Raw genomic sequence first — 22,672 nt, 5'->3', positions numbered from 1 at the left:
TTGTGTAACACAAACTTGCTTCCTGTAAATCGGATAAGTTTAGCTTGCTAAGCGCTTGGCTAATACCTGTGCGGTTTGCATTACCAGATCGTTTTTAAAAGAAGCTTTAGGTGTGATGTTCTGGTTGGGATTTTCTACACTAATTTACTGGTGTATTTGCTCCGCTTATTCTGGCGGCCAATACACTAGACTGCCCAGCTTAGGATGGTAAGTTGGCTTGTATTGGATGTACCCAAATTCATCCAGTTCACGGATGCATTTGTGATAGGTTGCGATGGATGCAATTCGGCTGTGTGCCATGAGCTTTCTACGAGTGACAGCAAAGGGGCTTTTAAAACCTCCATGCTGCCAGCAGACAAAAAGTGCAGCAAATAAACTTACATGAGTGGACATTATCCGACTATCTGAGCCTATCCTTCCGAGCCATTTGCCGTACTCTGCCATTTTGATTTGAAGACTGACTTTGGTCATAATTTGCCTCCTTCCATCATTTTCTGAATATCTTCTATGGCATAGAACATAATTCCGCCAACTTTGCGGTATGGTAAAACGCCATTAATTCGGAGGTTTTGGAGTGTCCCTGGTGAGATACTCATAAGCTTTCTAACTTCAGCACTGCGTAGCCAGTGTGATTTGTTTGAAACGGAGTTGTCACTACTCGAAAGTAGTTGTTTAATCTCTTGAATTAGTTCTGTTTTGAATTGGTTTAGATCTTCTTTAGTCAAGATGTTTACTTGCATAATGAATTGAATAGTTAAGCGTTCAATTGCAATAGGATTCTCCTATGCATTGATAGCAAAACTCGCATATACGATCCATTAGCGGATGACCATCCAAAACCCTTGGTCACCAAACGAATATAGATTAAATCAATCCTAAACCATTCTTGGAATAATGGAAAACAACTTTTTATCTTCTGGTATTTTAGAGCCTTTAGTAGCATCTTCTACCGCCTTTTGGACAAAATAGTTTCGCGCTGTATTAATAGGAATATCTTTACCTTGGTGCGAGAAGTATTTTGAAATAAGTTTATAGTAGGGGCTATCATAATCTGATTTCAAAAGTTTTCTGCCAGACCTAGGTAATGTTAATTCTTTGATTTGGTGAATCAGGTCTATAAGTGTTGGCAAGTGATCATCCTGAATCATAATCTTAAGCGATACCTCGTACTCTTCTAGTTTTTTCAAGCGTCTATCTTTCTGCTCAAGCTTCTTATGAAGCTCAGCTATGATCGCATCTTTTTTCTTGATCAATTCTGCCTGTGGAAGCATATTATCATGATCGTAATTAGAAAGGAAGTCTCTAAACTCTTTTAGTTGATGGATATTGGAGACATAACGGGGATGCTTGGCCGAAAAGGGATCTTTGGTTTCAAAGTAGCCAATTCGAGCATTGACAATAGACCAGACATGCGAAAAGAAAATCTTCTCCCCTTTGGAAGGATTTTGCTTTAAAAAGTATTCCAGATGAAAACTATAATAACTCTTGAAATCAGAGTGCTCGATGCTATACAGTTTCAATAAAAAGTGATTATCATCATACCCTTTTTTCATTCCCAATATGTTGCCAAGCTCATAGGGATGAACGTTTATTTCGAAAGGTGTTCTGCATTTAAAATATCTAATTGGCATATACCAAAATTAAGAAGTTCATTTCGCAAAAAAATCATTTGATAGGATAACATGACATAAAAGGCTGTTTGCCTGGCGTAAACAGCCATTTGATAGGATGAAACCTATTTAAATGACACCAAAATATGGTAACGCACAGGCAATCCTAGTGATATTTGTATCACTGGACATACATATATCGAAATGCTCATGTATGTAGATGTATAGATTTCCAGATCTATATATATTTGGATATGCGAATAGACAAGCCTATAGGCTCACGGATAACAAGCTAGTGCTTATTCGTCCTGCCAACTTTGAATGTAGCACTAATGTAGAAACTATCCACTCAAAACCTTCCTACTAACATTACGGAAATATAATACAAAATCGAATCGCTCAGGATTATAACGAAAACACGTTTTTAATGGCCATTTACCATATAAGGATAGCTCAATATGCCGTAATATTAAACCTTCGTTTTGTGAGACACAATATTGTGAAGTAGATCAAAAATCTATATAACAGTTTAAGAATCGTTGGGCTAGGATCTTTAAATGATTTATACCTTGGACTAATGACTATGATGCATGCCATAGTTCATATCGTTGTAAAATCATAATAAAAAAAACTTTAAAAATATTGTATCTCTAAACATGTTATCACAAATCAGTAGAAAGGCGATAGGTCATTATTTCTGTACCATTTGATCTTTCAACAATTTCTTTTGTATTTCTAATAATCAATGTATGGCTTCCATCTTTACTATAGGAGGTAAATTCACCGTCTGCAGTTTGCTTGCAAACAACAAATATGGACCATCCCATATTTCCTTGTAGAGATATAATTACTTTCCTCCCAAACTTCAATTCCTCTTCTATAGTTTGAAAAAGACTGTCAATGGGAAAGTTTGCATCCCGAGGTTCAGTAAACTTTTGTATAAATGTGATTCCGTACAACTTTTTCTGGTCGAAGTCGCGGAATGAACCATCTTTTTTGTTTTGCCAGTCATTTTGCAGCTCATAAAAGTCTTGATCTACAGCATTCCGATCCTTCAATACCATTTCGATAGCCGACGGAATGCCAGAATATGGAAAGATTTGATTATGATTGTTAACAGCTGTATCGAAAAAATCATTACTATCGATATTCGAGGTTTGTGCTTTTGATATTGATGTATTTGTCAAAGTTATTAATACCAATAGACTAAATAGAATTCTGTTCATAATTTGAATTACTTTTGATTATTGCATGATAGATAATTTGTCCGTTTTGACAAGCACCCAGATTAGAAGATCGGCTTATGAATCTTTTCCGTTATAGACCGTCAGGAATATTTCATCAAGAGTTTTGCCGTAAGGCAAATCCCCTTACCTATAAATCGACCAACTTGTCGAGCAAACTTTCCCAATCAAACTGAAAAGCAGTAGAAATCAATTTGCCCTCGGGTGATATTAAAAATTTACTAGGGTAGCTATTTACATTGAAATCCTTTTGGACAATAGAATTAGACATCAGTACCGGAATCTGATAGTTGTTGGTTGCCAAAAACTTTTCGACTTTATCTTTCGTATCGTAACAGGCGATGGTTAATAACACGGCTTTGTTTTGCTTATCCTTCAGGTGAAAGTCATTGAGCTTAGGCATCTCTGCAACACAAGGACCACACCATGTTCCCCAAAAGTCGAGCACAGTCCAGCGGCCTTTTAGTTGATCTGAAGAATAATCCTGATCGTCTAGCGCTTTTAATAGGAAAGTGGGGGCATCTGGCAATTTCGGCAGGAGCTCTGCATGGAAATATTTGCTAAACGATTCCTGTGGATACGTTTTAATATAATGAGCTTGAAGACCTTCGAATGTGCTGGCAGGATTATGTAAGAACTCATCGACATATTGTTGGAGAGCCACATCATCCCGTCCGGCCTGCTGTAAAGCTGTCACGTATTCTGCAGTATAATTGTCTTTTGATTGCAGAAAATGACGATCGTAGAAACTGTCATATGCATTTTCGTCTTTTGTTTTTGGCGAATTAGTCGCTGCACGGTGGAGATATTCAATCGCCTCGTCGTCCTTTCTCTCTTTGGCCATTTCATAGGCCAAATAATTGGCGTACGCCAAATGAGCCTTTTGAATATACCGCTTCGGGTTATTTTTATCTTCCGTCAATTCTTGCAATCTATCGATAATTTGAGCTATGCCATGGCTATCAGTTTCATCAATAGCTTTCTGTATCAGCAATGCATATCGACCAGCGTTTCCTTGATTCCAATAATTATTATCTAATTGCATAAATGTATCTCTCAGTGCAATCAGTTGATCCGCACGCTGCATATCCATGCTCTTTCTCCATACGATCAATGGGTATAGTGCCGTGTTTTCTCTCTCCGTAAATAGACCTTCGGATCGATCCAGCCAACTGAGGCTCAAGCTATCTTTTCTCATGATGCTTTGAGAAAAAGTATGCTGAATGTATCCATACAAGGATTCATCTTGCATCAAAGGCAAAACTGTTTGAAACATTTCCCACGAGAAATTTTCTACGTTAGTGATATTGGTCAAATGGCTTGTGCCTACTAAGTGTGTGACATCAGAAACGAGGTTTAGTGCCGCGTGATAAGATTCATAATCACGCATTTGCCAGATATTATTAAGCTTAGCTAACACATAATTCTTATCCTGTCCATACGATTCGTCAAATTTTTCGATAAAAGCATATACTTTTGCGCTGTCTGGCTTGTCATCCACCAACAGCGCAGTGCTCCAATAACTTCCGTGGACCAGCATGTCTGCGTATGATGGCTGCAAATTAGATTTTTCTTTAAGTACTTTATTTTCTTCTAGCCGCTCAGAAAAAACACCTTCGTACAGTTCTCCATCAGGCATGTGCTGCGTAATGTGCGAGCGTACAATAAAAGATGCTGCACGGTTTTGCTTCTTTTTGAAACGAACTAGGCCGTGAGTATCGGTGACATCATCTTTCTTCACAAAACTCACCAATTGATGTTGCCGTTTTTGATCAATAATAGTGTATTCGGTACCTGAAGTGGAGAGCTTCCCGTGCTGAAATTTTGTGTCATCTAATACCGCAAATTCGGAAAAGTGAAGTCTCTTGAGTATATGATTCAAAAATTCATAAGCGTTAACGGCAATATTATTTCGAAAATTGTCCTTGACCTGCCAATTATCTAATTGTTGCTCAACATAGTGCATATAGCCAGCAGAGTCAACTTGTAGCAAACCATCTTTTATATCGTAGCGAATTGGTTGCTTAACGTTAATTAGGCGCGCCACATCAGAGGTGCGATTCAGGAAATTTTGAGCCTTTTCCAAGTGATCCGAGCTCACCATCCGCTTTTCTTCACCGAATCCTGTATTTTCTGAAAAAGCCATCAGATAAAGCTCAAAAGGATATTCACCCGCAGCACTGCCTACATATTCTCTAACCTTAAGGTAATTGATTGATTCTCCTGGTTTACTGTTAGATGTCGTATCTCTAAGGGTATAGATATAAGGAATTTCCACATATTTTTGCTGTGAGTAGGTCCAAAAACACGGAAGGAGCAGGAACATGAGAATCAATTTTTTCATACGTAGCATTTGGTTGGCAATAATTTTAATGAATATAATAAAATTATAGAGCATTATCTGTTTTAAAAATAGAATAATTACTTATAAAGCATTTCTTTTCCAATTACTAGAGATCGGATTCTATAGCTTGCGAAGTAATTACCTCATCAATTTTTATCATCCACTTCCCTGTTTAACTCTGTGTCCAAACGTACTTTTAGTTCTCTGGCAGTTATGTTCATTGTCTGTATACGACCAGTTGGGTCTAACAGAAAATTCGAATGGATAAAGTTTATAGCGAGTTTGTCGACATCTCCTTTTACACAAGTGTTTATCCAAGTAAGTTGATCTTCTAAAACAGCTTGATGCCAAACTTGATCATTCGCATCTAAGGAAACACCTAGAATTTCAAAATTTTCATTGTACTGCTCACGAGTATCAATTAATATAGGATGTTCCGCTCCACAAAAGGCCACAGCTGAAATAATACGTTTTTGTCTCTCAGTTGGGATAATGATTGCTGATTTCTCTTCCAATCTGGTCTATTTTATCTCAACATACTTCCGTAACCCATTTTTTACCTTTTAAATTAGCACTAATCTTCCACATACCGTAATTTTTTATGTGTATTTGTGTCATTAACAATGCATTAACATGCCTGTAACTTTTAGCTTATTATATTTGGTTATAACTAAATCGTTATAGCTAATCTATACTAATAACACCTTTTATGAAGAACAGAACCATGGTAATCTATGCGCTCTTAGCTGGGTGCGTGTTAACAGGAGTCAGTAGTTGCGAAAAGGAGGAAGTTCGCCATTATGAACTACTTCCAGAACAAGAAGAGCCAGAGATGGACATTACCTCGTCCGGCACTATTTCAGTAAATTTTGAAAATAGCGGCGGCGCAGGAGGAAACGAAGGGTCTCTTAAACTCGTAGACAACGACTACAATTCCAAATTCTTGATTAATCCTTATCGGGATAATCTTTACTTACAATTAAGTTTTCCTGGAACAATTGCTGTTTCCGCTTACATCGTTGCTTCGGCGAATGATGCACAGGATCGAGACCCCAAGAACTGGGAGCTGGTAGGATCTAACGATCTAGAAAATTGGACAGTACTAGACAAGAAGGAAGATTTTATGTTTACTTCGCGATTTGAAAAAGTCCGTTTTGATGTCGAAAATACGACACAGTACCGTTACTACCGATTAAACATTACCGCTATTCGTGGGGGAACTGGCTTATTCCAGATGGCAGAATGGCGTTTAATCTACGATCCAAACAGAAATACAGACTAACAACCATTTTTTAATCAATAAAAAACAATTATGAATAATAGAAATTTACTATTCATGATTGCATGTTTCTTTGCTATTCTATTGGCTAGCAACGCCTTTGGGCAAGAAAACTTGCAATCAACTGTATCCGGTATTGTTCGAGATGAACTTGAGGTCGCTCTTAGTGGTGTAACTATTCAGAACCGTACTACTGGTGAAACACAAGTGACAGCTAATTTAGGTGATTTTACAATCAGAGCATTACGTGGTGATTCTTTAGTTTTTACCTTCGTTGGATATAAGACTTTTATGACTCGTATAGGTAATATCACCAACCTAAATATTACATTGGAAGCCGACGATCAAAGTATAAATGAAGTCGTTGTTGTCGGATTTGGAGCTCAGAAAAAAATTAGTGTTGTAGGGGCACAATCAAGTGTAAATGTAGACAACTTAAAGCAACCTGTAGCTAATTTAAGTGCAACATTGGCAGGGCGAATAGCTGGTTTAGTAGGTGTTCAGCGTACTGGTTTGCCAGGAGCAGATGGTGCCGACTTGTGGATTCGTGGTATATCTACATTTAACAGATCAGGTAACAATGCGGGGCCTTTAGTAGTGGTTGATGGTGTTCAGGGGAGGGATATTAATAGCTTTGATCCAGAGGATATAGCTTCTTTTTCCATTCTAAAAGATGCTGCTGCGACTTCCGTATATGGTGTAGCTGGGGCAAATGGTGTGATATTAATTACTACGAAAAAAGGTACAAGCGGTAAACCGACTTTGATGTTCAATTATAATCAAGGAATTACGAGCTTTACTCAAAGACCTGAACTTACAGATGGTGTAACTTACATGTTACTGCGTAATGAAGCGCAGCGCGCTTCCGGAATGACACCAGAGTATTCCAATAATTATATCAATAATACTATATTAGGAACCGATCCGTATCTGTATCCAAACGTAAACTGGATGGATGCATTATTTAACAATGTATCAGACAATAGAAGAGCCAATTTCAGTGCTCGCGGTGGTTCGGATTTTGCGAATTATTATGTTTCTGGTGCATACTACGATGAAACATCGCTGTTAAACACCGACGCGTTACAGAGTTACAATGCTTCTACACGCTTTAAACGGTACAACTTCACGTCCAATGTGGGGATGAACTTTACCAAAACCACCAAGTTTGAGCTGGGTATACAAGGCTATATCTCTAACTTAAACTATCCTGGTGTCAATCCGCAAGATGCTTTTGCTAATGTAATGCAAACAAACCCTGTCTTGTATCCAGTAATGTATCCAGGCGGCTTTGTGCCAGGAGTAAGTTCAGCTGGCGCACAGCCAAATCCTTATGGTCAGGTTACTCAGACTGGAACACAAAATACGTTCCGCAATCAGATCATGTCTAACGCACGACTTATTCAGGATCTAGGTGCTTTGGTACCAGGCTTAACCTTTAACGCATTATTCTCATTTGATATTTGGAATACACATCGAATTGATAGAACACGTACCAGGAGTACCTATTTAATCAATAGATTATTTCCATACGATGCAGAAGGTAATCCAATTTTAAATATTATCTCTCAAGGTTCTGACGACTTAGGGTATGGACGAGCAAATGATTCGAATAGACAATTCTATACGGAAGCATCATTTAATTATAATACGACCATTGCTGATGATCACAGCATCACAGCATTGCTTCTTTACAATCAACGTGAAGAAGTTCGTGCTTTCGCCAATTCAGTGACTTCATCCTTGCCTTATCGTAATCAAGGTATTGTCGGTCGTTTGACTTATGGTTTTCAAGATAAATACTTTTTCGAAGGAAACTTTGGCTATAACGGTTCTGAAAATTTTGCACCTGGATTTAAATACGGATTCTTTCCGTCGTTTGGTTTAGGCTGGGTAGTATCTAATGAAAAATTCTTCGCGCCATTAGCAGAAACAATTAACTTCTTAAAACTACGCTACTCAAATGGTATCGTGGGTGATGGCGGAAACGGTGGAAGACGATTTGGATACCTTACATTAGTGAATACCAACGTAGATGGTGGTGGATACACATTTGGTAACGGAACAAATAATGTTGGATACGCCGGCGGCGCTATTACTGATTATGGTACAAATGTACGTTGGGCTGAAGCACATAAACAAAACTTAGGTATTGAGATCAATACGTTAAATAATAAACTGTCGCTAATAGTAGACCTATTTAAAGAGCGTAGAAGTGGCGTGTTTTTGCAACGAGAATCGTTGCCTAACTTCGTTGGATTAAACAGCGCACCTTGGGGTAATCTGGGTATTATAGAAAATAAAGGTATTGATGGTACTTTAGAACTTTCTCCGTTCCCGATAGGTAATGTATTCCTAGATATGCGGGCTACTTATACATTTAATCGTGATAAGGTAATTGAAAATGACATGCCTATCCAGCCATTTCCATATATGGAGCGCCGCGGCGTAAATTATTTATCAAATTTTGGTTATGTAGCTGATGGTCTTTTCCAATCACAGGCAGAGATCGATCAGCATGCTAACCAGTCTGCGCTTGGTGCGCAACGTGTGGGAGATATTCGTTATAAAGACCTTAATGGCGATGGTATTATTGACGCGAATGATATTACAAGAATAGGAAATGGCGATGTGCCTAACCATATCTATGGATTTGGATTCAATGTTACCTATAAACAATTCTATATCGGAGCATTCTTCCAAGGTATTTCGGGAGCCGAAAGACTGATTTCGGGAGATGGTATCATCCCTTTTAATAATAGTACTGGTGCAGAGCGTAGCAATCTTTTCGCTATCGCGGAGGATCGTTGGACGGAAGAAAATCCACTCGAAAATCCTTTTTATCCACGATTAGCATATGGAAATACAGCCAACAGAAATAATGCGGTAGCATCAAGCTGGTGGATTAAAGATATCGATTTCCTTCGTCTTAAAACAGTGGATTTAGGATATAACCTTCCTAAATCTACCGCAGAGCGGTTATTGTTACGGAATGCTAGAATTTATTTGCAGGGATATAATTTGCTTACTTGGAGTAAATTCAAACTATGGGATCCGGAATTAAATACTTCGAATGGATCACGATATCCAAATATCCGGACATTCACACTAGGTCTTCAAGCATCATTTTAATACTAGTTTTTAAAATTTAAAAGACATGAAAAAAATAATTAATCTTTGCATTCTTATAACCATCCTCCTCTGTGCAAGCAGTTGTAATGATTATTTAGATCAGGTGCCCGATGATGTAATTACGATAGATAAAATTTTTCAATCAAAGCTGAATACAGATCGTTTTTTGGCCAATATTTATAATACCTTGCCTAACGAACACCAACAACGATTCGTCGGGACAAACAATTCCGGCCCGTGGAATGCTGCATCGGACGATTCTGAATATACCTGGGATTTTAACTATGCGAATAATATGAATCGCAGCGTGTGGGCAAACACGGACAGTCAGGTGAACGGATTCTGGACAAACTATTATCGCGGAATTCGCAATGCATCCTATTTTATGAGCAATATCGATGGGGCGAATGCAGCGGAGGTAACGGATCTCATGAAAACTACCTACAAAGCAGAGGCTCGCGCCTTGCGTGCTTTGTACTATTTCTTTCTGGTACGTATCTATGGTGCTGTTCCTATCATAGGAGAAGATGTACTAGATCTTAATGCGCCTATTGAGGATCTGAAGTTGAGCCGTACGCCATTTGATGACTGTATTGCTTACATCGTCACCGAATTAGATCTAGCCTATAACGATCTACCTTATTTACCAGCCAACGATGAGTTTGGCCGTATTACGAAAGGAGTCGTGAAAGCCTATAAAGCGCAAGCATTAATGCTACAAGCAAGTCCTTTATTTAACGGGAATCCAGATTATGCAGGTGTAAGTAACAGAGATGGTACAGCACTGTTTAGTCAATCTGTCGATCAAGGGAAGTGGGCTTTGGCAGCAACGGCTGCAAAAGAGTTCTTAGATGAATTTGTACCTAGCTATTATGATTTGTATACTGTCAGTAATGCTGACCCTTTCCAAGCAGCTTATTTGGCTTGTAGAAATGTGATGACAGTGGATTGGAATAAAGAATGGATTTTTGCCCGTGCTAATAGTGACAATAATATGCAATATGACCGTACTCCAAAGCACGTTGGTTTTCCCTCTGCTGCACAAGGTGGAGGTGCACACGGCGCCACACAATCTATTGTAGATGCTTATTTTATGCAGAACGGTTTGTCTATTGACAATCCTGCATCAGAATATGTATCTTCTGGGTTTGTAAGCTTTCGTGCACCGTTTGACGTGGCTAATCGCACGACGTTCGCTATGTATGCAAACCGAGAACCGCGTTTTTATGTAGGCATTACCTACAGTGGTAGTTACTGGTTAAATCAAGCAAATAGTTCCACGCCGATAATTTCTAATTTCAATTTTAATGGTAACTCGGGTCGAGTCCAAAGTACATCTGACGTAACACCGACAGGCTATACAGTACGTAAAAATGTGGCGGCTAATGGTAACTCACGAGGAGCTCTTATGTTACGGTTGGCTAATGTGTATTTAGATTACGCGGAAGCATTAAATGAGTCTGATCCTGGTAACGCAGATATATTACGTTATATCAACCTGATACGAACTAGAGCAGGGGTGCCGATTTATGGCTCTGCAAATATTCCTATGCCAAGTTCTCAAGGAGCGATGCGCGAAGCTATAAGAAAAGAGCGTCGAGTAGAGTTGGCATTTGAAAGTGTTCGGTACTTTGATACGCGTAGATGGAAAATTGCTGCAACTACTGATAATGGACCTATTTACGGTTTAAATCTTCAAGCAGATGGAGACGCATTCTTTCAGAAAACAGTAATAGAGACGAGAATATTTAGAGAAGAAAGAGATTATCTATTTCCAATTCCAAATAATGAGGTCCTTAAAAACGAAAATCTAGTCCAGAACCCTGGCTGGTAATTAAATAGTAATATTGTGATTGTTTGGGAGCTTCTTTCGGGAAGTTCCCTTTTTTAAATCATTTCTAATATTATTGATTTTTTTAGATTATTTACATTTGACGAATGTACGTAAATACTGTCGTTTTATGCAACACAAAGAATAGATTCGTCAGTCTTTCTGTGAACTTTAATAATAAGTTGCACGATTCTTCATAGTATTTTGCTGTTTTATTACCGAAGAACTTTCGTTTTGTGAGACAACATTAAGCAGGATTGTGTTGGAAGGTGTCGTCTGCGGAATTCCGAATTAAAAATTGTATAAGGGTGGTCTGGTAGATAAATTAATCTATCTTCATAGCTTGGGGTTCTATGTTATTGTTGCGCAATAACAGACTTTACTCGCTCAAGTAGGTGAATAATATCAAATGGTTTACTAATAAAATCCGCTGGTTCACAGATTCCTTTTAAATCTCCAAGGCTTGCATGAGCACTCATGATCATAAAAGGAACATTCCTGTTATTTTCCTCCTCTTTAATTTCCTTGCATAGGTCGATTCCAGAGCCATCTGGTAACATTACATCAAAGAGGTATAGATCTGCAAGAACCGATCTGTCCCTTTTTCTGAAATCTTTAATACTTGAAAACGAATGCACAATATAATCTTCTGATGACAAAAGAATTTCCAGCACTTCCCTAATCCCCTGATCATCTTCCAATAGAAATATCTTTCTCATAACTCTTTCCCTTCGACTTAACGAAAATTGATAAGGTTTAGTTTTGTCATTTTCTTGTGGGAATATCAACATTTTTTCTCGCTCAGGTAGTTATCAAGAGGGTAGCGTGAACCAAAACGTGCTCCCCTTATCCACTTCGCTCTCGACACCAATTTCACCATCGTGATTTTTTACTATTTCTGCACTGATATACAATCCCAGCCCCAAGCCGGTATATTTTTGTCCTTCGTAATTAGTACGATAGTAGCGGTCAAACAGGTGATTTAATTTTTCCGGGGGTATACCTGGGCCGGAATCTTTAACGCAGATTTTGATTTGGTCACCTTTTATTTGGCTCACGTTCACAATGATTTCTGCGGAATCCGGTGCATATTTTATGGCGTTGGAAATTAAATTGCTTAACACTTGGCCTATTTGCTGGCCATCAGCATTCACAATTAGGTGTTTTTCTCCCTCGAAAATTAACCTTTGTCTGGAACTACGCGCGATGTGAGAACAGCAGTCATCGAAAATCTCATCAATAGAAACTGCAGACTTCTGCATTCTCAGCTGACCTTGTTCCATCCGGCTTGCGTCCAGCAGATCATGTATAAGGCGCGAGAGATTTTCAAGGCTTCGAAGAGACTGCGAAATGAGTTTTGTCCGCGATTCCTCCGGAAGTCGGCTATGTGCCCTTTCGAGTAATTGAAGCGATGCCTTTAGGGAAGTCACCGGGTTTTTAATTTCATGGCTGGCAATGCTGATAAAGTCATCTTTTCCCTGGGAAATCAGACGTCTTGAAGTGACGTTCATGAATGTTCCAATGCCGCCCGTCAAATTACCGTTTTCATCGAAGATAGGTGCTGCATTGATGGATATGTACTGACGATCTCCTTCTGGAGGTTGAACGCCAATTTCCCTGTCAAATACATTTTTCCCGGTAGTCATCATAATGGTCATGGGATGCTCTTCATGCGGAAGTGGCGTGCCGTCCAAACGAAGGTTCTGCCAACGTGGATCGTTGTATGTACGATCCTCAATGTCGCTCAATGTAAGACCAAGTATCTGCTGGGCCATAGGATTGGCATAAACCATCTGCCCCATACTATCCACGATTCCCACACCTTCAGCCATTGTCTCCAGTATACCCTGTAATCTCTTTTCACTATTTCTGAGAGTTTCCTCTAGCACGACTTTCTCAGCGATCGTATTTTCATGATCTCGAATAGCCAATACCTGATCGGTAACCTCGACAGCCACATCGATAACTCCTATTACCTTGCCGTTTTCAAGATACGGCGTAAAGTTATAGTTGAAGAAGCATTCCTGAGCTTCGCCATCACGTACCAATGTCACAGGATGAGAGGTCTCCACATGCGATACTCCATACTCGTATGTTTCGATAAGCATCTTTGCCACTGGCTGGCCTTTAAGTTCGGGGATTAGCTCAAACAAGGGCTTCCCAATGATAGTTTCATCTTTCTGCAGGATAGCCAGCATAGTGGAATTGATCTTACTTACAATGTAATCTTCGCCTTTGGTCAACAATATGGCTACCGGAGCTTGGGAAATAAGGTTCTCGAACCCCCGTTCACTATCGATCAACCTATTATTGATCCCAAGTATGGAGTCATTAATGGATTTCAGGTTATCGATATCTCGATTTAGACTTTGGTTGGTGGTCAGAAACCCTTTGTTGGAAGTACTGAGACTCGTATTGTGCTCAGATAGTTTGTATTAATATCCCGTATTACCTGATTATACTCTTCCAGCTGTTCATTCGTCGAGAGGTATTCTTCATTTAAAGCAGTGAGCTGTTCATTGATTGTTTGGAGTTCTTCCTTTAGGGCCTCCTGGCTGCGCTGAAGCTGGGCAGCCTGCTCCTGTGCGAGTCTTCGATCAGTGACGTCTGTAGCCGTGTGCAATAGCGCATAGATATTGTCACTGGAATCTTTTAGAGCTTTATACTCAAAGTCGAAATACCGGGGGATAGGGATACCATCTATATTAATGTATGCGAGGATCTCTTCACCGGTGTATGTTTCACCTGTTCTCCACACTTCACGTAGCAATCCCTCAAAACCCTGCTCAACATATTCCAGAAAAATATCACCAAGACGCCTTCCAGCCAAATTATCTGTCCGACTCCAGATCTTCAGCATTCGTTCATTCGCTATTGCGATATTCAGGTCTTCACTATCATAAATTGCCACAGCAAGTGGCATGTCAGAAATGACGTGCAATAGGCCATCAAAATTCACACTCATACACACAACGATATAGTCTGCAAAGATACATATTCGCGCATAGCAAAAATATGCGAAACGAATAATGTGACCATTTTAATCCACTTCTATAATTATTCAATCATTCGTTTTTTGAGACAGTTTAAAATAATTTATAGGTAGTAATATCAACCTCTATCGTTAAAACACAGAGAAATTATCGACCCCCCGAGGCAAGCTGTCCATATTAGAAGAATACTTAAATGTCAAGTAATTTTTCTGTGCAAGATGCGTTTATAAATAGAAAGTTATAGTTCTCCGAGTTCTTGAAAATAATAAAATATATATTAGTATGATTTCAAAAAATGAAGCAGTTTTAAGGGATGCTAATAAGGCATTAGCAATTGGTAATTATGAACAATTTCTATCTCACTGCACTGATGATACTTCGTGGAATTTTGTTGGAGATCAGACTTTACACGGTAAGGAGTCTGTTAGAACATATATGAACGAAAACTATATTGAACCTCCTATTTTCGATGTGGAGAATATGATTTCACAGGATGAGTTTGTAATAGCAATTGGGAAGATACAGCTGAAGAATTCCCAAGGACAGTCTCAGGAATATGCGTACTGTGACGTTTGGGAATTCTCTAACGGAAAAATGTGTAAGCTTAAAGCATTTGTTATCTAATCAAAAGACCGAATGATTTTTAGACTGAAAGCGCTATTTAACATGCATTTTCTTCATCAAAATGATAGTCTGTATAATCTGTTTCGTAGTTTTATAAAAAGTGTCTCTCTGGGCACTTTGCAATGGAGCATCTATTTTAAATCGGCAGACTCAGTCTCTCACGGTTCTTGCTCACCTGATCATTGCGTAGTTTGGGAATAATCAATTGTTCGTTTTTTGAGACATTTGTACTACTTCAAATAAACCTTTTTGTACCATCAATAATTTGGTTTTAAAATTGCTCGTGTCTTCGAAATTGTCTGTATGAAACACCATATCCCCTATCTATTATTTTGCATCGGACTTTTATTTTGTTTGTCCTGCAAGAAGGATTCAGATAATAGCCATGATTCGAATATTGATAGCAGATTGCATATCATAGGAAGGGAGGATTATGTGGCAACATATTGGCATGCCGGTAATGTATATCGTCTTGGCAATCCCAAGTTACCTCGGACGCAAATAGCCTCTTTATATCAGGCAATGATCTTTACATCGTAGGGTATGAAATGAGTACAAGTGGGAAGTACACCGCTATGCTTTGGAAAAATAACTTACCAAATTCGCTAAGCGATGGAAGTGAAGATTCTATGGCCAACGGTGTAGCGGTTGTTGGTGCTGATGTATATGTCGTAGGACAACGTAAGCTGCCTAATAATGATAATTGGATAGCAACGTTATGGAAAAATGGTGAACCGATATCATTAAGTGATCCAAATACTACAAATGCACGTGCATATGATGTTACCGTTGCGGGAACAGACCTATATGTGATTGGAGATAGTCGAATCTTATCTGATCTATCTAGTAGACATGTATATTGGAAAAACGGGGAATTATCTTATCTATCCAATAACGAGGTTGGATCAGGAAACCAGTCAATAACTAGTTCGGGCAATCGGGTATATATGATGTGGTGTGGTGCATACAACTCGTTTGGTGATTCAAGAGTGTATTATAAAGGTTTAGTCGGATCTGCAAAGCTATTAACGGATTCACCGGATGATACAAGAGGTGAAGACATTAAGGTGAACGGTACAGATATTTATATTGCTGGTTGGATTAGTAATTCTCGAAACAATCTATAGGCAGCCTATTGGAAGAATGGTAATCAGACACTAGTTGGTCCGGAAAACGCAAGCAGCTTCGGAATGGCAATGGCTCTCTCTGGAAACGACATCTTTATTGCTGGATATGTCTCAGTAGGTGATGAGCGAAGCAGGGCGGTTTATTGGAAAAATGGGGATATGACCTATCTAAGTGACGGTCAGTACGATGCCCTTGTTCGACGAATATGGCTAAAGCAATGATCCTGTATCCTTCTGTGTCAAACAATTTCTGTTGTACCATTTTATCTGTTCGTCTTGTAAGACAACACTCTGATAAAAGTTGTAACCATTTCTAATTAGCTCTGTGGGATTCTGGGTAAACTTACAACTCGCTTAATTTACTCTTTTTCACTACATCTAAATTATAAATCTACATTAATATGTGTAGCTGTTTTTAGGGGATATTACATAAGTTAAAATGCCCGAATATATGTATTGGGGCATTTATATTAAGCAGTGGCCTTATTGCTAATTTTGTTTCAAATTATCCAAAAAGCCCTTAAAAGATAGGTTGGTTTTTATTTGTGAAATCTATATCTTAGATAAACTACCCCATGATCTTTCTTGTCGATATCCAAGAGCTCCAGTTTTTGACCACTTGCAGGTTCTTCCCCCTCGTTATCACCTCTGTATTCGAATATAGATGATACTCCTGACATACCGTCCACTCCCGGATAAACCTGTAGGTACAGTTCATCAATCAGTCCGGTTTTTAGGAAAGATCCATTGATAGTTCCACCACAGACAAGAGCAAATGTGTGTAAATTGAATTTTTGGGCTAGGTGCTCCAAAGCAAGCTCGATATCGTAACCATCATCTCCCGCAAATATGTACGATATACCTTTTTTTCTAAGATATTCTACGTGGCTTGCCATAACCTTTTTTCCCAGCACAACAATTATGTGGTCACCCATTATTGTATTTTCGATAAATTTTAATGAGCCTTTGGAATCAAATACCACAACTGCTTTATTGTCTTTTCTTTCGGCTGCAAAATCTTCGAAAGCGTCAAGTTCTTCAGGTCTATCATTCGTTGAGACATCCATTTCCACAAGTCCTGCAACAGATGCTCTACCTACTATCCAAGCGTCCATCGCTAGCCTTTTGTTTTCTTCCAGGTACAGCTGTGTAGAGTAATCTTTCTCAGCGTTACTATACAATTCGGTATAACGATCTGGATGGAGGCGCCCATCGACACTCGATACCATGTGGCATACAATTTTTCTTTCCATTTCTTTTTTTTGAATCTTAAACAAAATTATGACGTTCAGATAAGGATCTACCATGACCAATTACGGTTTATTTTGCCATTTTTACGGTAAAATCACTGGATTAATTATTCGCTATGAGTGATATCAAAATCATAAGTAATCTTCAGACTTTAAAGAAGAACCTTGGGAGCGAGGATGGGGAAAGCTCCATCGCTGTCTTGGAATGGGAACATCTTTGCTCATTGTCCGATAAAAAAATCAATTTAGGGTTTTATGGAATTTATCTTATTATAGATCGATGCGGAAAACTACTTTATGGTACAAATGTGTACCAGTATGACAAAGATTCTATAGCATTTACAGCTCCCGGCCAAATCATGAAATTGACTGACATCCCACAAGGGGAGATCAAAGGGACAGCATTATTTTTCCATCCATCCATTTTAGACGGGTCTCATTTAGCAAAAAAATACGCCAATATAAATATTTTGCCTACTCCGTTTATAACAGTGTCAGCATAACAAAAAATGAACAATTGTTAATACTTTCTCTTTTTAGACAGATTAAAGAGCTTTCCGGTGTATACAAAGGCCACAAATTAAACTTGATTAGAGGATATATAGCTCTAATACTAGACTATTGTAATTTTTATTATGAAAGACAAGTTGGAAATAGATCTGCGGAGAGAGAAAATGATATTTTGGCAAACTTCGAAAAGATACTAAATAATTATTATGAAACTGGCTCAGGCATGCAGTTAGGCCTGCCTACGGTCAGTTATTTTGCTTCACAAATAAACTTATCACCTAAATACTTCGGTGAACTGATTAAGAGTCATACAGGTTGCACTGCTCAACAATACATTCAATCAAAAGTGATTGAAATATCTAAGGATAATCTTTTGAGCGGTAGGAACAGTATAGCCAGTTTGGCTTGGGAATTGGGTTATAAAAGTCAAGAACACTTTTCTAGAGTGTTTAAAAAATATACGGGAATCAGTCCATCTAATTTTCGGAACAAGGCACTTTAATTTTTCAGCTCAGTAATTGCTGGATCATATTTATTATTAATATTTCACTTCAGTAATCACATTCCTTCGTTTTGTGAGACACTTTTCTGGTGTCCATCCCTTCTATAAACATGATGATGTAAGTACCTAAATCTTCCATCAATTTCGTCAAAAACCTTTATGGAAAATACATCTTTTTCTCATCATACAATGAAACTATTTAAGCATATCCATGAAATTTATTACAACTATTACTTTTTCAACGTTCATACTGCCTTTTCTATTTGGAGTCTGTACCGCTCAGACATTATCTCAAAAGGATTATGATAAGATACTTAATAAAACAAACAGTCACACAATAATTGGGCTGGGTGAAGCTGAGCATTTTTACAAGGGATATTATAATACAAAAGTTGAAGTTGTTAAATATCTGATTAATAATAAATCAATTGATATTATAGCTCTTGAAGCGTCTTTAAACGCGACAGCTCTTTTAAATGATTATATCTATGGAAAGCTTACAATTGATCTACCACAAGCATTGACTGCGCTTAATGAGCCATATGCTTTACAAGAAGCAGGGCTATATAATTGTTCGGAAATAGTAGAATTTATGGAATGGCTTAAAGATTATAATCATTCGCATAACAAAACAATCAAATTGGTGGGCATAGATTTTCAAAATTATTCCTTACCGCTTGAGAAGCTAAAGGTATATTCTTCAAAACACCAAATCGAAAAAATTGATCAAACTAAAGCTTTACTTGATAGTTCAATGCGCTCTGTTATCGATAGTAATATTATGATTATAACTTCCCAACCATGGATTAAGCGTTTACAAATTGCACAGAGTAATATAGAAAATTTGAAGGACGAAATTTGTAATGATGCAAACCAAAGACTATTCAATGAACTTGAACAGTTTACTACATTGTGGGATAATCCGATGTTTCCTAGGGATTCTATCATGTATAAAAACTTGACTCCTTACATCGATGGAAAATCAAGAGTTTTAATTTGGGCAGCTAATTTTCATCTTGAAAAAGATCCATTTTTTAAAGGACCAAAGAAACTGGGAGTTTTCTTGAATGAAAAATACGGGGAAAAGTATTGTGTGATTGGTGTTTCTGATCAAATCCACGAATATAGTAAAAACTTGATTTACCGTCCAATGGATCAATTATCTGACAAATATGAGATGATCATCAATGTACCAAAAGGGGATAAATGTGTTATAATAAATTAGTAATTTTAAGGGAGAACCAATTAAGGCATCAAACAACACTTAACTTTTCTAAGAACTTTAAAAGCTCGGGGCGTTCTTTTGATTTTCCTAAAATCTTCTCATCTAAAATGATTTCGCAACCAACATTTTTCAATACATCGATCTGCATGTTTAAATTCTGATCCTTAGGTACTGACCCTGGTAAATCCTATTTTCATAAAAACGTATGGTATGCTTATTTATGAAACATAGATTTGTGAAACAACATTTTGAGACAATATATGGTGTTGGAAATAGATCATCGGCGAATCTATTATTTTTGTCACATAAAACGACGGTATACTTGTAAGTATACCTAAAATCATCCTCAATTCATCTTAATACAACAGAAGTATCCCCGGAGGATACTTCAAAGCGCGATTGCAACGCATCAAGCTGTAAAAGTGAGGCTCTGCCCTACTTCCGCTTGCTCTGCTGACTAGTCCTAAAATAGGTTTACATCAAATACGAGCCTCTATCTGTTCTTCGATTTGAATCTCGTTGCTCGCACGAATTTTTTCATAAATTTCTAGTTCTCCTCCAAGTGCTTCAAAGCTGACTGCAAAGGAAAATGGAATTTCTTCAGATAGATCATTCTCCCAACCTTTATGTCCAATTACCGCAAATGAAAGCTGCTCTGGTAAAGCATTGGATTTAACAATTACCCAATCCTTTTGTGTAGCGCTGTCTTGCCTTTTTAAATTCTTTACAGTTCCCCAAGTCGGACTAGACCAAATAAACCATTTGACTGATTCATTATCTTCTTGATCATCTGCAAAGGGGTTTTCAATATTTTTCAATACCCTTGCTTTAAAAGCGTCAAATAGCTCACCAAATTTAGAAGACTCCCAAGACAACCATGATGAGAGATAGGATTGGGTTTTCTTCCGAGTCCTACGCGGTTTAGCTGTGTAACAAAGTGTGACCTCGATCAAAATATCAAAATCCTCCCCTGGCCGTCTCAGTTCCTGAGGAATATTTATCGTATATAGGTTTGCTTGTTTAGCTTTTACTGTAGAACCTTCAATCAAGGTCACCCTTCTTTCAGAATTCGATGTTGCCCTTTCTACATTAGGAATTCCGTAACCGAGTGTCCTAATTATGTTTAATGTGGGCCTTCTATACATATTCTCAGGTAATCTTGCAGACTGAATTATTAGGGTTTTATATAAAAGGGCATTTTCTTCTGGAAACTGTGCTTGTAGTTTTGAAGCTATGTGTGTCACTTTAGGGGTAGAGAAAGAGGTTCCAACAGCTGCCCTGTCTACTCCAGTACCGCCAGCCCTAATAAGCAAAGGGGTAATCGAACTTTCAATTGTTAAATTTGGGATGCCATTCTTTTGCCTAACCCAATCGCCGCCATATTCCACCACTTCAGGTTTTATACCTCCCCACATCCCCAAACCTGTTCTGGAGAAAGCGGAAATCGCATCCCGCTGTCCAAATGATTTTCTATCCAAATCTTCGAAGTCTCCTAAGCAGACTGCTCCCACGGTAATAGCAAATTTACTTTGCGCTGGATTTGCCACACGACAGGCTGGATCTAAAAGATATTGCGGATAATTTCTTCCATTCGCGATATGCTCTACAATGCCTGGATTATTCCGCTTCCCTGTTGACGGCGATATATTGCCTGCGGAAACAATAAAAAGCACATTTTGTTCATGTGACAATTGGTCAATGCTTGCAGCCCAAGGCGACATATGTGTCACGCGACAAGGTGCAGTGGTATTGATTGACAAATTGAAAACTTTGCACGAGTCGAAATCTTCAACAATACTCTCCATCAAAGCTGGTTCATAAAGTTTAGAAGACATTCTATTATCGCTATTTAAAACCCTTGCGTTCTGAATGAAGCAGTGCAATTGGTGCTGTCCATTTATTGGAATGTTATCACCATAAAGAATTGCACCTGCAATTCTTGTCCCATGGCCTCCAGGGGCAAATAGATCTGCCGTTGTATTATCAAACGGATCATAATTCACAGACTCCGCCGTAATAATAGCAGGTGCCAGCAAACGATGATTCTCCTGTATTCCACTATCTATAACACAAATCTTAGGCGCATCCGCGCTTGGCGCTAAAATCTCTAGGTCATGATCAACCTCTTCTCCATCGATAATTATAGGAGGAGCAATCTCTGTAAACTCGACGATCTCGAACACATACGGATAGTTGACCACAAAATCTCTTAGAGCTTGACCTGATAAAGTTACCCTAAAACAAAAGCTGTCATCAAACTCAACATATTCAGGATCTATATCTGCGTCATATACCTGAAAAAATTGTTTAATAGACTGTTCACGTTCATCAGCTAGATTGGATTTTAAAATATCTACTTCCTGTACTTTAGTCCGCCAATTATCCAATCTCTTATTATACCGCTGATCATCTTCATTTTTTTCTTTCTCAGGCTGATCGGGCTTGCTTAAGTAGCACGCAACAGATACATCAACTGTAAAGCGGTCTTCATCCACGATTGTCGGCCATTTTTCAAACAATTCTTCAGAAAGTATCTGTTTTGGACGCCATTGGTCTCCATCAACAATTTGCCATAATTGAGCGGCTTGATTCTTAAACTTCCCGTCCTCAGCTATAAATTTATCAATCTTTGAGAAGAGTGACGAAAACCCGTCAGCGCTTGCACCAATAATAAATCCATCCTCTTCTTCCGAAATTATCTCAATACCTAGTCCCTTAAGCGATTCAATATTAAATAAGCTAGTATCAACCTGTAAAAATATGGGAATCGCATCTTCTCCGGGAATATCCGGCAGACCATCATTTCTACGCGCTTGAATAGCTCTTTCCCTTTCATCTTTGATATTTTCGGCAACAGTTCTCAAGCGCGTACCGTGTTGATTGCGGTCTCTAAGATTATCACTTGTTATTGGATTTAGAGCGTTATTCCCTCCTCCTTTGGGAGGTTTATGTGTACCTGTAATTTGCTGAATCAAGGGTAGATGAGGGAAATCTGGCATTC

General features: G+C 38.4%; 20 protein-coding genes. 9 read left to right on the top strand and 11 right to left on the bottom strand.

Annotation, left to right across the window (positions count from 1 at the left end; all coding sequences use genetic code 11):
• Positions 1-185: 185 nt before the first annotated feature.
• The 6 genes from A0125_RS15590 to A0125_RS07325 all read right to left on the bottom strand — a co-directional run bounded on the left by A0125_RS15590 (position 186) and on the right by A0125_RS07325 (position 5,713).
• Positions 186-344 (bottom strand): hypothetical protein, encoded by a 159-nt coding sequence (locus A0125_RS15590; protein WP_156472459.1) that lies wholly within the window; start codon positions 342-344, stop codon positions 186-188.
• Between the two features lie 123 nt (positions 345-467).
• Positions 468-740 (bottom strand): helix-turn-helix domain-containing protein, encoded by a 273-nt coding sequence (locus A0125_RS16605; RefSeq protein ID WP_066754083.1) that lies wholly within the window; start codon positions 738-740, stop codon positions 468-470.
• A gap of 135 nt (positions 741-875) precedes the next feature.
• Positions 876-1,553, bottom strand: a complete 678-nt coding sequence (locus A0125_RS07340; RefSeq protein ID WP_231863162.1) for a hypothetical protein — start codon at positions 1,551-1,553, stop codon at positions 876-878.
• A 719-nt stretch (positions 1,554-2,272) separates the two neighbouring features.
• Positions 2,273-2,797 (bottom strand): hypothetical protein, encoded by a 525-nt coding sequence (locus tag A0125_RS07335; protein WP_156472458.1) that lies wholly within the window; start codon positions 2,795-2,797, stop codon positions 2,273-2,275.
• A 187-nt stretch (positions 2,798-2,984) separates the two neighbouring features.
• Positions 2,985-5,198: a TlpA family protein disulfide reductase gene (locus tag A0125_RS07330; protein ID WP_197464816.1), complete on the bottom strand. Its 2,214-nt coding sequence runs from the start codon at positions 5,196-5,198 to the stop codon at positions 2,985-2,987.
• Between the two features lie 146 nt (positions 5,199-5,344).
• Positions 5,345-5,713 carry a thioredoxin-like domain-containing protein gene (locus A0125_RS07325; protein ID WP_066754075.1) on the bottom strand — a complete coding sequence of 123 codons (369 nt, stop codon included), beginning with the start codon at positions 5,711-5,713 and terminating at the stop codon, positions 5,345-5,347.
• Between the two features lie 194 nt (positions 5,714-5,907).
• On the opposite strand from A0125_RS07325, the gene A0125_RS07320 reads away from it, so the two are divergent.
• From A0125_RS07320 to A0125_RS07310, 3 genes are read left to right on the top strand one after another with little or no spacing between them, the layout of a single operon-like run.
• Positions 5,908-6,480 (top strand): discoidin domain-containing protein, encoded by a 573-nt coding sequence (locus tag A0125_RS07320; protein ID WP_066754073.1) that lies wholly within the window; start codon positions 5,908-5,910, stop codon positions 6,478-6,480.
• Positions 6,481-6,510: 30 nt separating this feature from the next.
• Complete coding sequence (locus A0125_RS07315) at positions 6,511-9,609, top strand: SusC/RagA family TonB-linked outer membrane protein (protein WP_231863161.1); 3,099 nt, start codon at positions 6,511-6,513, stop codon at positions 9,607-9,609.
• A gap of 25 nt (positions 9,610-9,634) precedes the next feature.
• Positions 9,635-11,443 (top strand): RagB/SusD family nutrient uptake outer membrane protein, encoded by a 1,809-nt coding sequence (locus tag A0125_RS07310; RefSeq protein ID WP_066754069.1) that lies wholly within the window; start codon positions 9,635-9,637, stop codon positions 11,441-11,443.
• A gap of 353 nt (positions 11,444-11,796) precedes the next feature.
• Here the strand turns inward: A0125_RS07310 and A0125_RS07305 are convergent, their stop codons facing one another.
• From A0125_RS07305 to A0125_RS07295, 3 genes are all read right to left on the bottom strand, one after another.
• A complete protein-coding gene (locus A0125_RS07305) occupies positions 11,797-12,159 on the bottom strand; it encodes a response regulator transcription factor (RefSeq protein WP_066754067.1) in 363 nt (120 codons plus the stop codon).
• 93 nt (positions 12,160-12,252) lie between these two features.
• Entirely contained in the window at positions 12,253-13,743 is a 1,491-nt protein-coding gene (locus A0125_RS07300; RefSeq protein ID WP_066754065.1) for an ATP-binding protein, read from the bottom strand.
• Between the two features lie 77 nt (positions 13,744-13,820).
• Entirely contained in the window at positions 13,821-14,405 is a 585-nt protein-coding gene (locus A0125_RS07295) for a PAS domain-containing protein (RefSeq protein ID WP_066754061.1), read from the bottom strand.
• 310 nt (positions 14,406-14,715) lie between these two features.
• Between A0125_RS07295 and A0125_RS07290 the strand changes: the two genes are divergently transcribed.
• From A0125_RS07290 to A0125_RS15835, 3 genes are all read left to right on the top strand, one after another.
• Complete coding sequence (locus A0125_RS07290; RefSeq protein ID WP_066754059.1) at positions 14,716-15,057, top strand: nuclear transport factor 2 family protein; 342 nt, start codon at positions 14,716-14,718, stop codon at positions 15,055-15,057.
• A 548-nt stretch (positions 15,058-15,605) separates the two neighbouring features.
• Complete coding sequence (locus tag A0125_RS07285; protein WP_066754058.1) at positions 15,606-16,184, top strand: hypothetical protein; 579 nt, start codon at positions 15,606-15,608, stop codon at positions 16,182-16,184.
• A 63-nt stretch (positions 16,185-16,247) separates the two neighbouring features.
• The gene (locus tag A0125_RS15835; protein WP_197464815.1) at positions 16,248-16,406 is read left to right on the top strand and encodes a hypothetical protein; all 159 of its coding nucleotides are present in this window, start codon (positions 16,248-16,250) and stop codon (positions 16,404-16,406) included.
• A gap of 317 nt (positions 16,407-16,723) precedes the next feature.
• On the opposite strand, the gene A0125_RS07280 is transcribed toward A0125_RS15835, so the two are convergent.
• Positions 16,724-17,491, bottom strand: a complete 768-nt coding sequence (locus tag A0125_RS07280) for a dihydrofolate reductase family protein (protein WP_066754056.1) — start codon at positions 17,489-17,491, stop codon at positions 16,724-16,726.
• A gap of 59 nt (positions 17,492-17,550) precedes the next feature.
• Here A0125_RS07280 and A0125_RS07275 point away from each other — a divergent pair, with 59 nt between their 5' ends.
• From A0125_RS07275 to A0125_RS07265, 3 genes are all read left to right on the top strand, one after another.
• Positions 17,551-17,937, top strand: a complete 387-nt coding sequence (locus tag A0125_RS07275) for a hypothetical protein (RefSeq protein WP_066754054.1) — start codon at positions 17,551-17,553, stop codon at positions 17,935-17,937.
• Positions 17,938-17,951: 14 nt separating this feature from the next.
• On the top strand, positions 17,952-18,446 hold the full coding sequence (locus A0125_RS07270) for a helix-turn-helix domain-containing protein (protein WP_066754052.1): 495 nt from the start codon (positions 17,952-17,954) through the stop codon (positions 18,444-18,446).
• A gap of 211 nt (positions 18,447-18,657) precedes the next feature.
• The gene (locus A0125_RS07265; RefSeq protein ID WP_066754048.1) at positions 18,658-19,671 is read left to right on the top strand and encodes an erythromycin esterase family protein; all 1,014 of its coding nucleotides are present in this window, start codon (positions 18,658-18,660) and stop codon (positions 19,669-19,671) included.
• A 479-nt stretch (positions 19,672-20,150) separates the two neighbouring features.
• On the opposite strand, the gene A0125_RS07260 is transcribed toward A0125_RS07265, so the two are convergent.
• Positions 20,151-22,670: a S8 family peptidase gene (locus tag A0125_RS07260; protein WP_066754046.1), complete on the bottom strand. Its 2,520-nt coding sequence runs from the start codon at positions 22,668-22,670 to the stop codon at positions 20,151-20,153.
• Between the last annotated feature and the right edge of the window lie 2 nt (positions 22,671-22,672).

This window comes from Sphingobacterium populi (assembly GCF_001586775.1).
GTDB classification, from domain to species: Bacteria; Bacteroidota; Bacteroidia; order Sphingobacteriales; family Sphingobacteriaceae; genus Sphingobacterium; species Sphingobacterium populi.
Note: the sequence above shows the minus strand (reverse complement) of the source record. Positions and strands in the feature narration are given on the sequence as shown.

Bases quoted from the DNA above. Each gene is read 5' to 3' on its own strand.
- A0125_RS07265 (WP_066754048.1), top strand. From the start codon at position 18,658: ATGAAATTTATTACAACTATTACTTTTTCAACGTTCATACTGCCTTTT.
- A0125_RS07290 (WP_066754059.1), top strand. From the start codon at position 14,716: ATGATTTCAAAAAATGAAGCAGTTTTAAGGGATGCTAATAAGGCATTA.
- A0125_RS07275 (WP_066754054.1), top strand. From the start codon at position 17,551: ATGAGTGATATCAAAATCATAAGTAATCTTCAGACTTTAAAGAAGAAC.
- A0125_RS07315 (WP_231863161.1), top strand. From the start codon at position 6,511: ATGAATAATAGAAATTTACTATTCATGATTGCATGTTTCTTTGCTATT.
- A0125_RS07330 (WP_197464816.1), bottom strand. From the start codon at position 5,198: ATGAAAAAATTGATTCTCATGTTCCTGCTCCTTCCGTGTTTTTGGACC.
- A0125_RS16605 (WP_066754083.1), bottom strand. From the start codon at position 740: ATGCAAGTAAACATCTTGACTAAAGAAGATCTAAACCAATTCAAAACA.
- A0125_RS07260 (WP_066754046.1), bottom strand. From the start codon at position 22,670: ATGCCAGATTTCCCTCATCTACCCTTGATTCAGCAAATTACAGGTACA.
- A0125_RS07310 (WP_066754069.1), top strand. From the start codon at position 9,635: ATGAAAAAAATAATTAATCTTTGCATTCTTATAACCATCCTCCTCTGT.
- A0125_RS07320 (WP_066754073.1), top strand. From the start codon at position 5,908: ATGAAGAACAGAACCATGGTAATCTATGCGCTCTTAGCTGGGTGCGTG.
- A0125_RS07295 (WP_066754061.1), bottom strand. From the start codon at position 14,405: ATGAGTGTGAATTTTGATGGCCTATTGCACGTCATTTCTGACATGCCA.
- A0125_RS07280 (WP_066754056.1), bottom strand. From the start codon at position 17,491: ATGGTAGATCCTTATCTGAACGTCATAATTTTGTTTAAGATTCAAAAA.
- A0125_RS07340 (WP_231863162.1), bottom strand. From the start codon at position 1,553: ATGAAAAAAGGGTATGATGATAATCACTTTTTATTGAAACTGTATAGC.
- A0125_RS15835 (WP_197464815.1), top strand. From the start codon at position 16,248: ATGGCAATGGCTCTCTCTGGAAACGACATCTTTATTGCTGGATATGTC.
- A0125_RS15590 (WP_156472459.1), bottom strand. From the start codon at position 344: ATGGAGGTTTTAAAAGCCCCTTTGCTGTCACTCGTAGAAAGCTCATGG.
- A0125_RS07285 (WP_066754058.1), top strand. From the start codon at position 15,606: ATGAGTACAAGTGGGAAGTACACCGCTATGCTTTGGAAAAATAACTTA.
- A0125_RS07305 (WP_066754067.1), bottom strand. From the start codon at position 12,159: ATGAGAAAGATATTTCTATTGGAAGATGATCAGGGGATTAGGGAAGTG.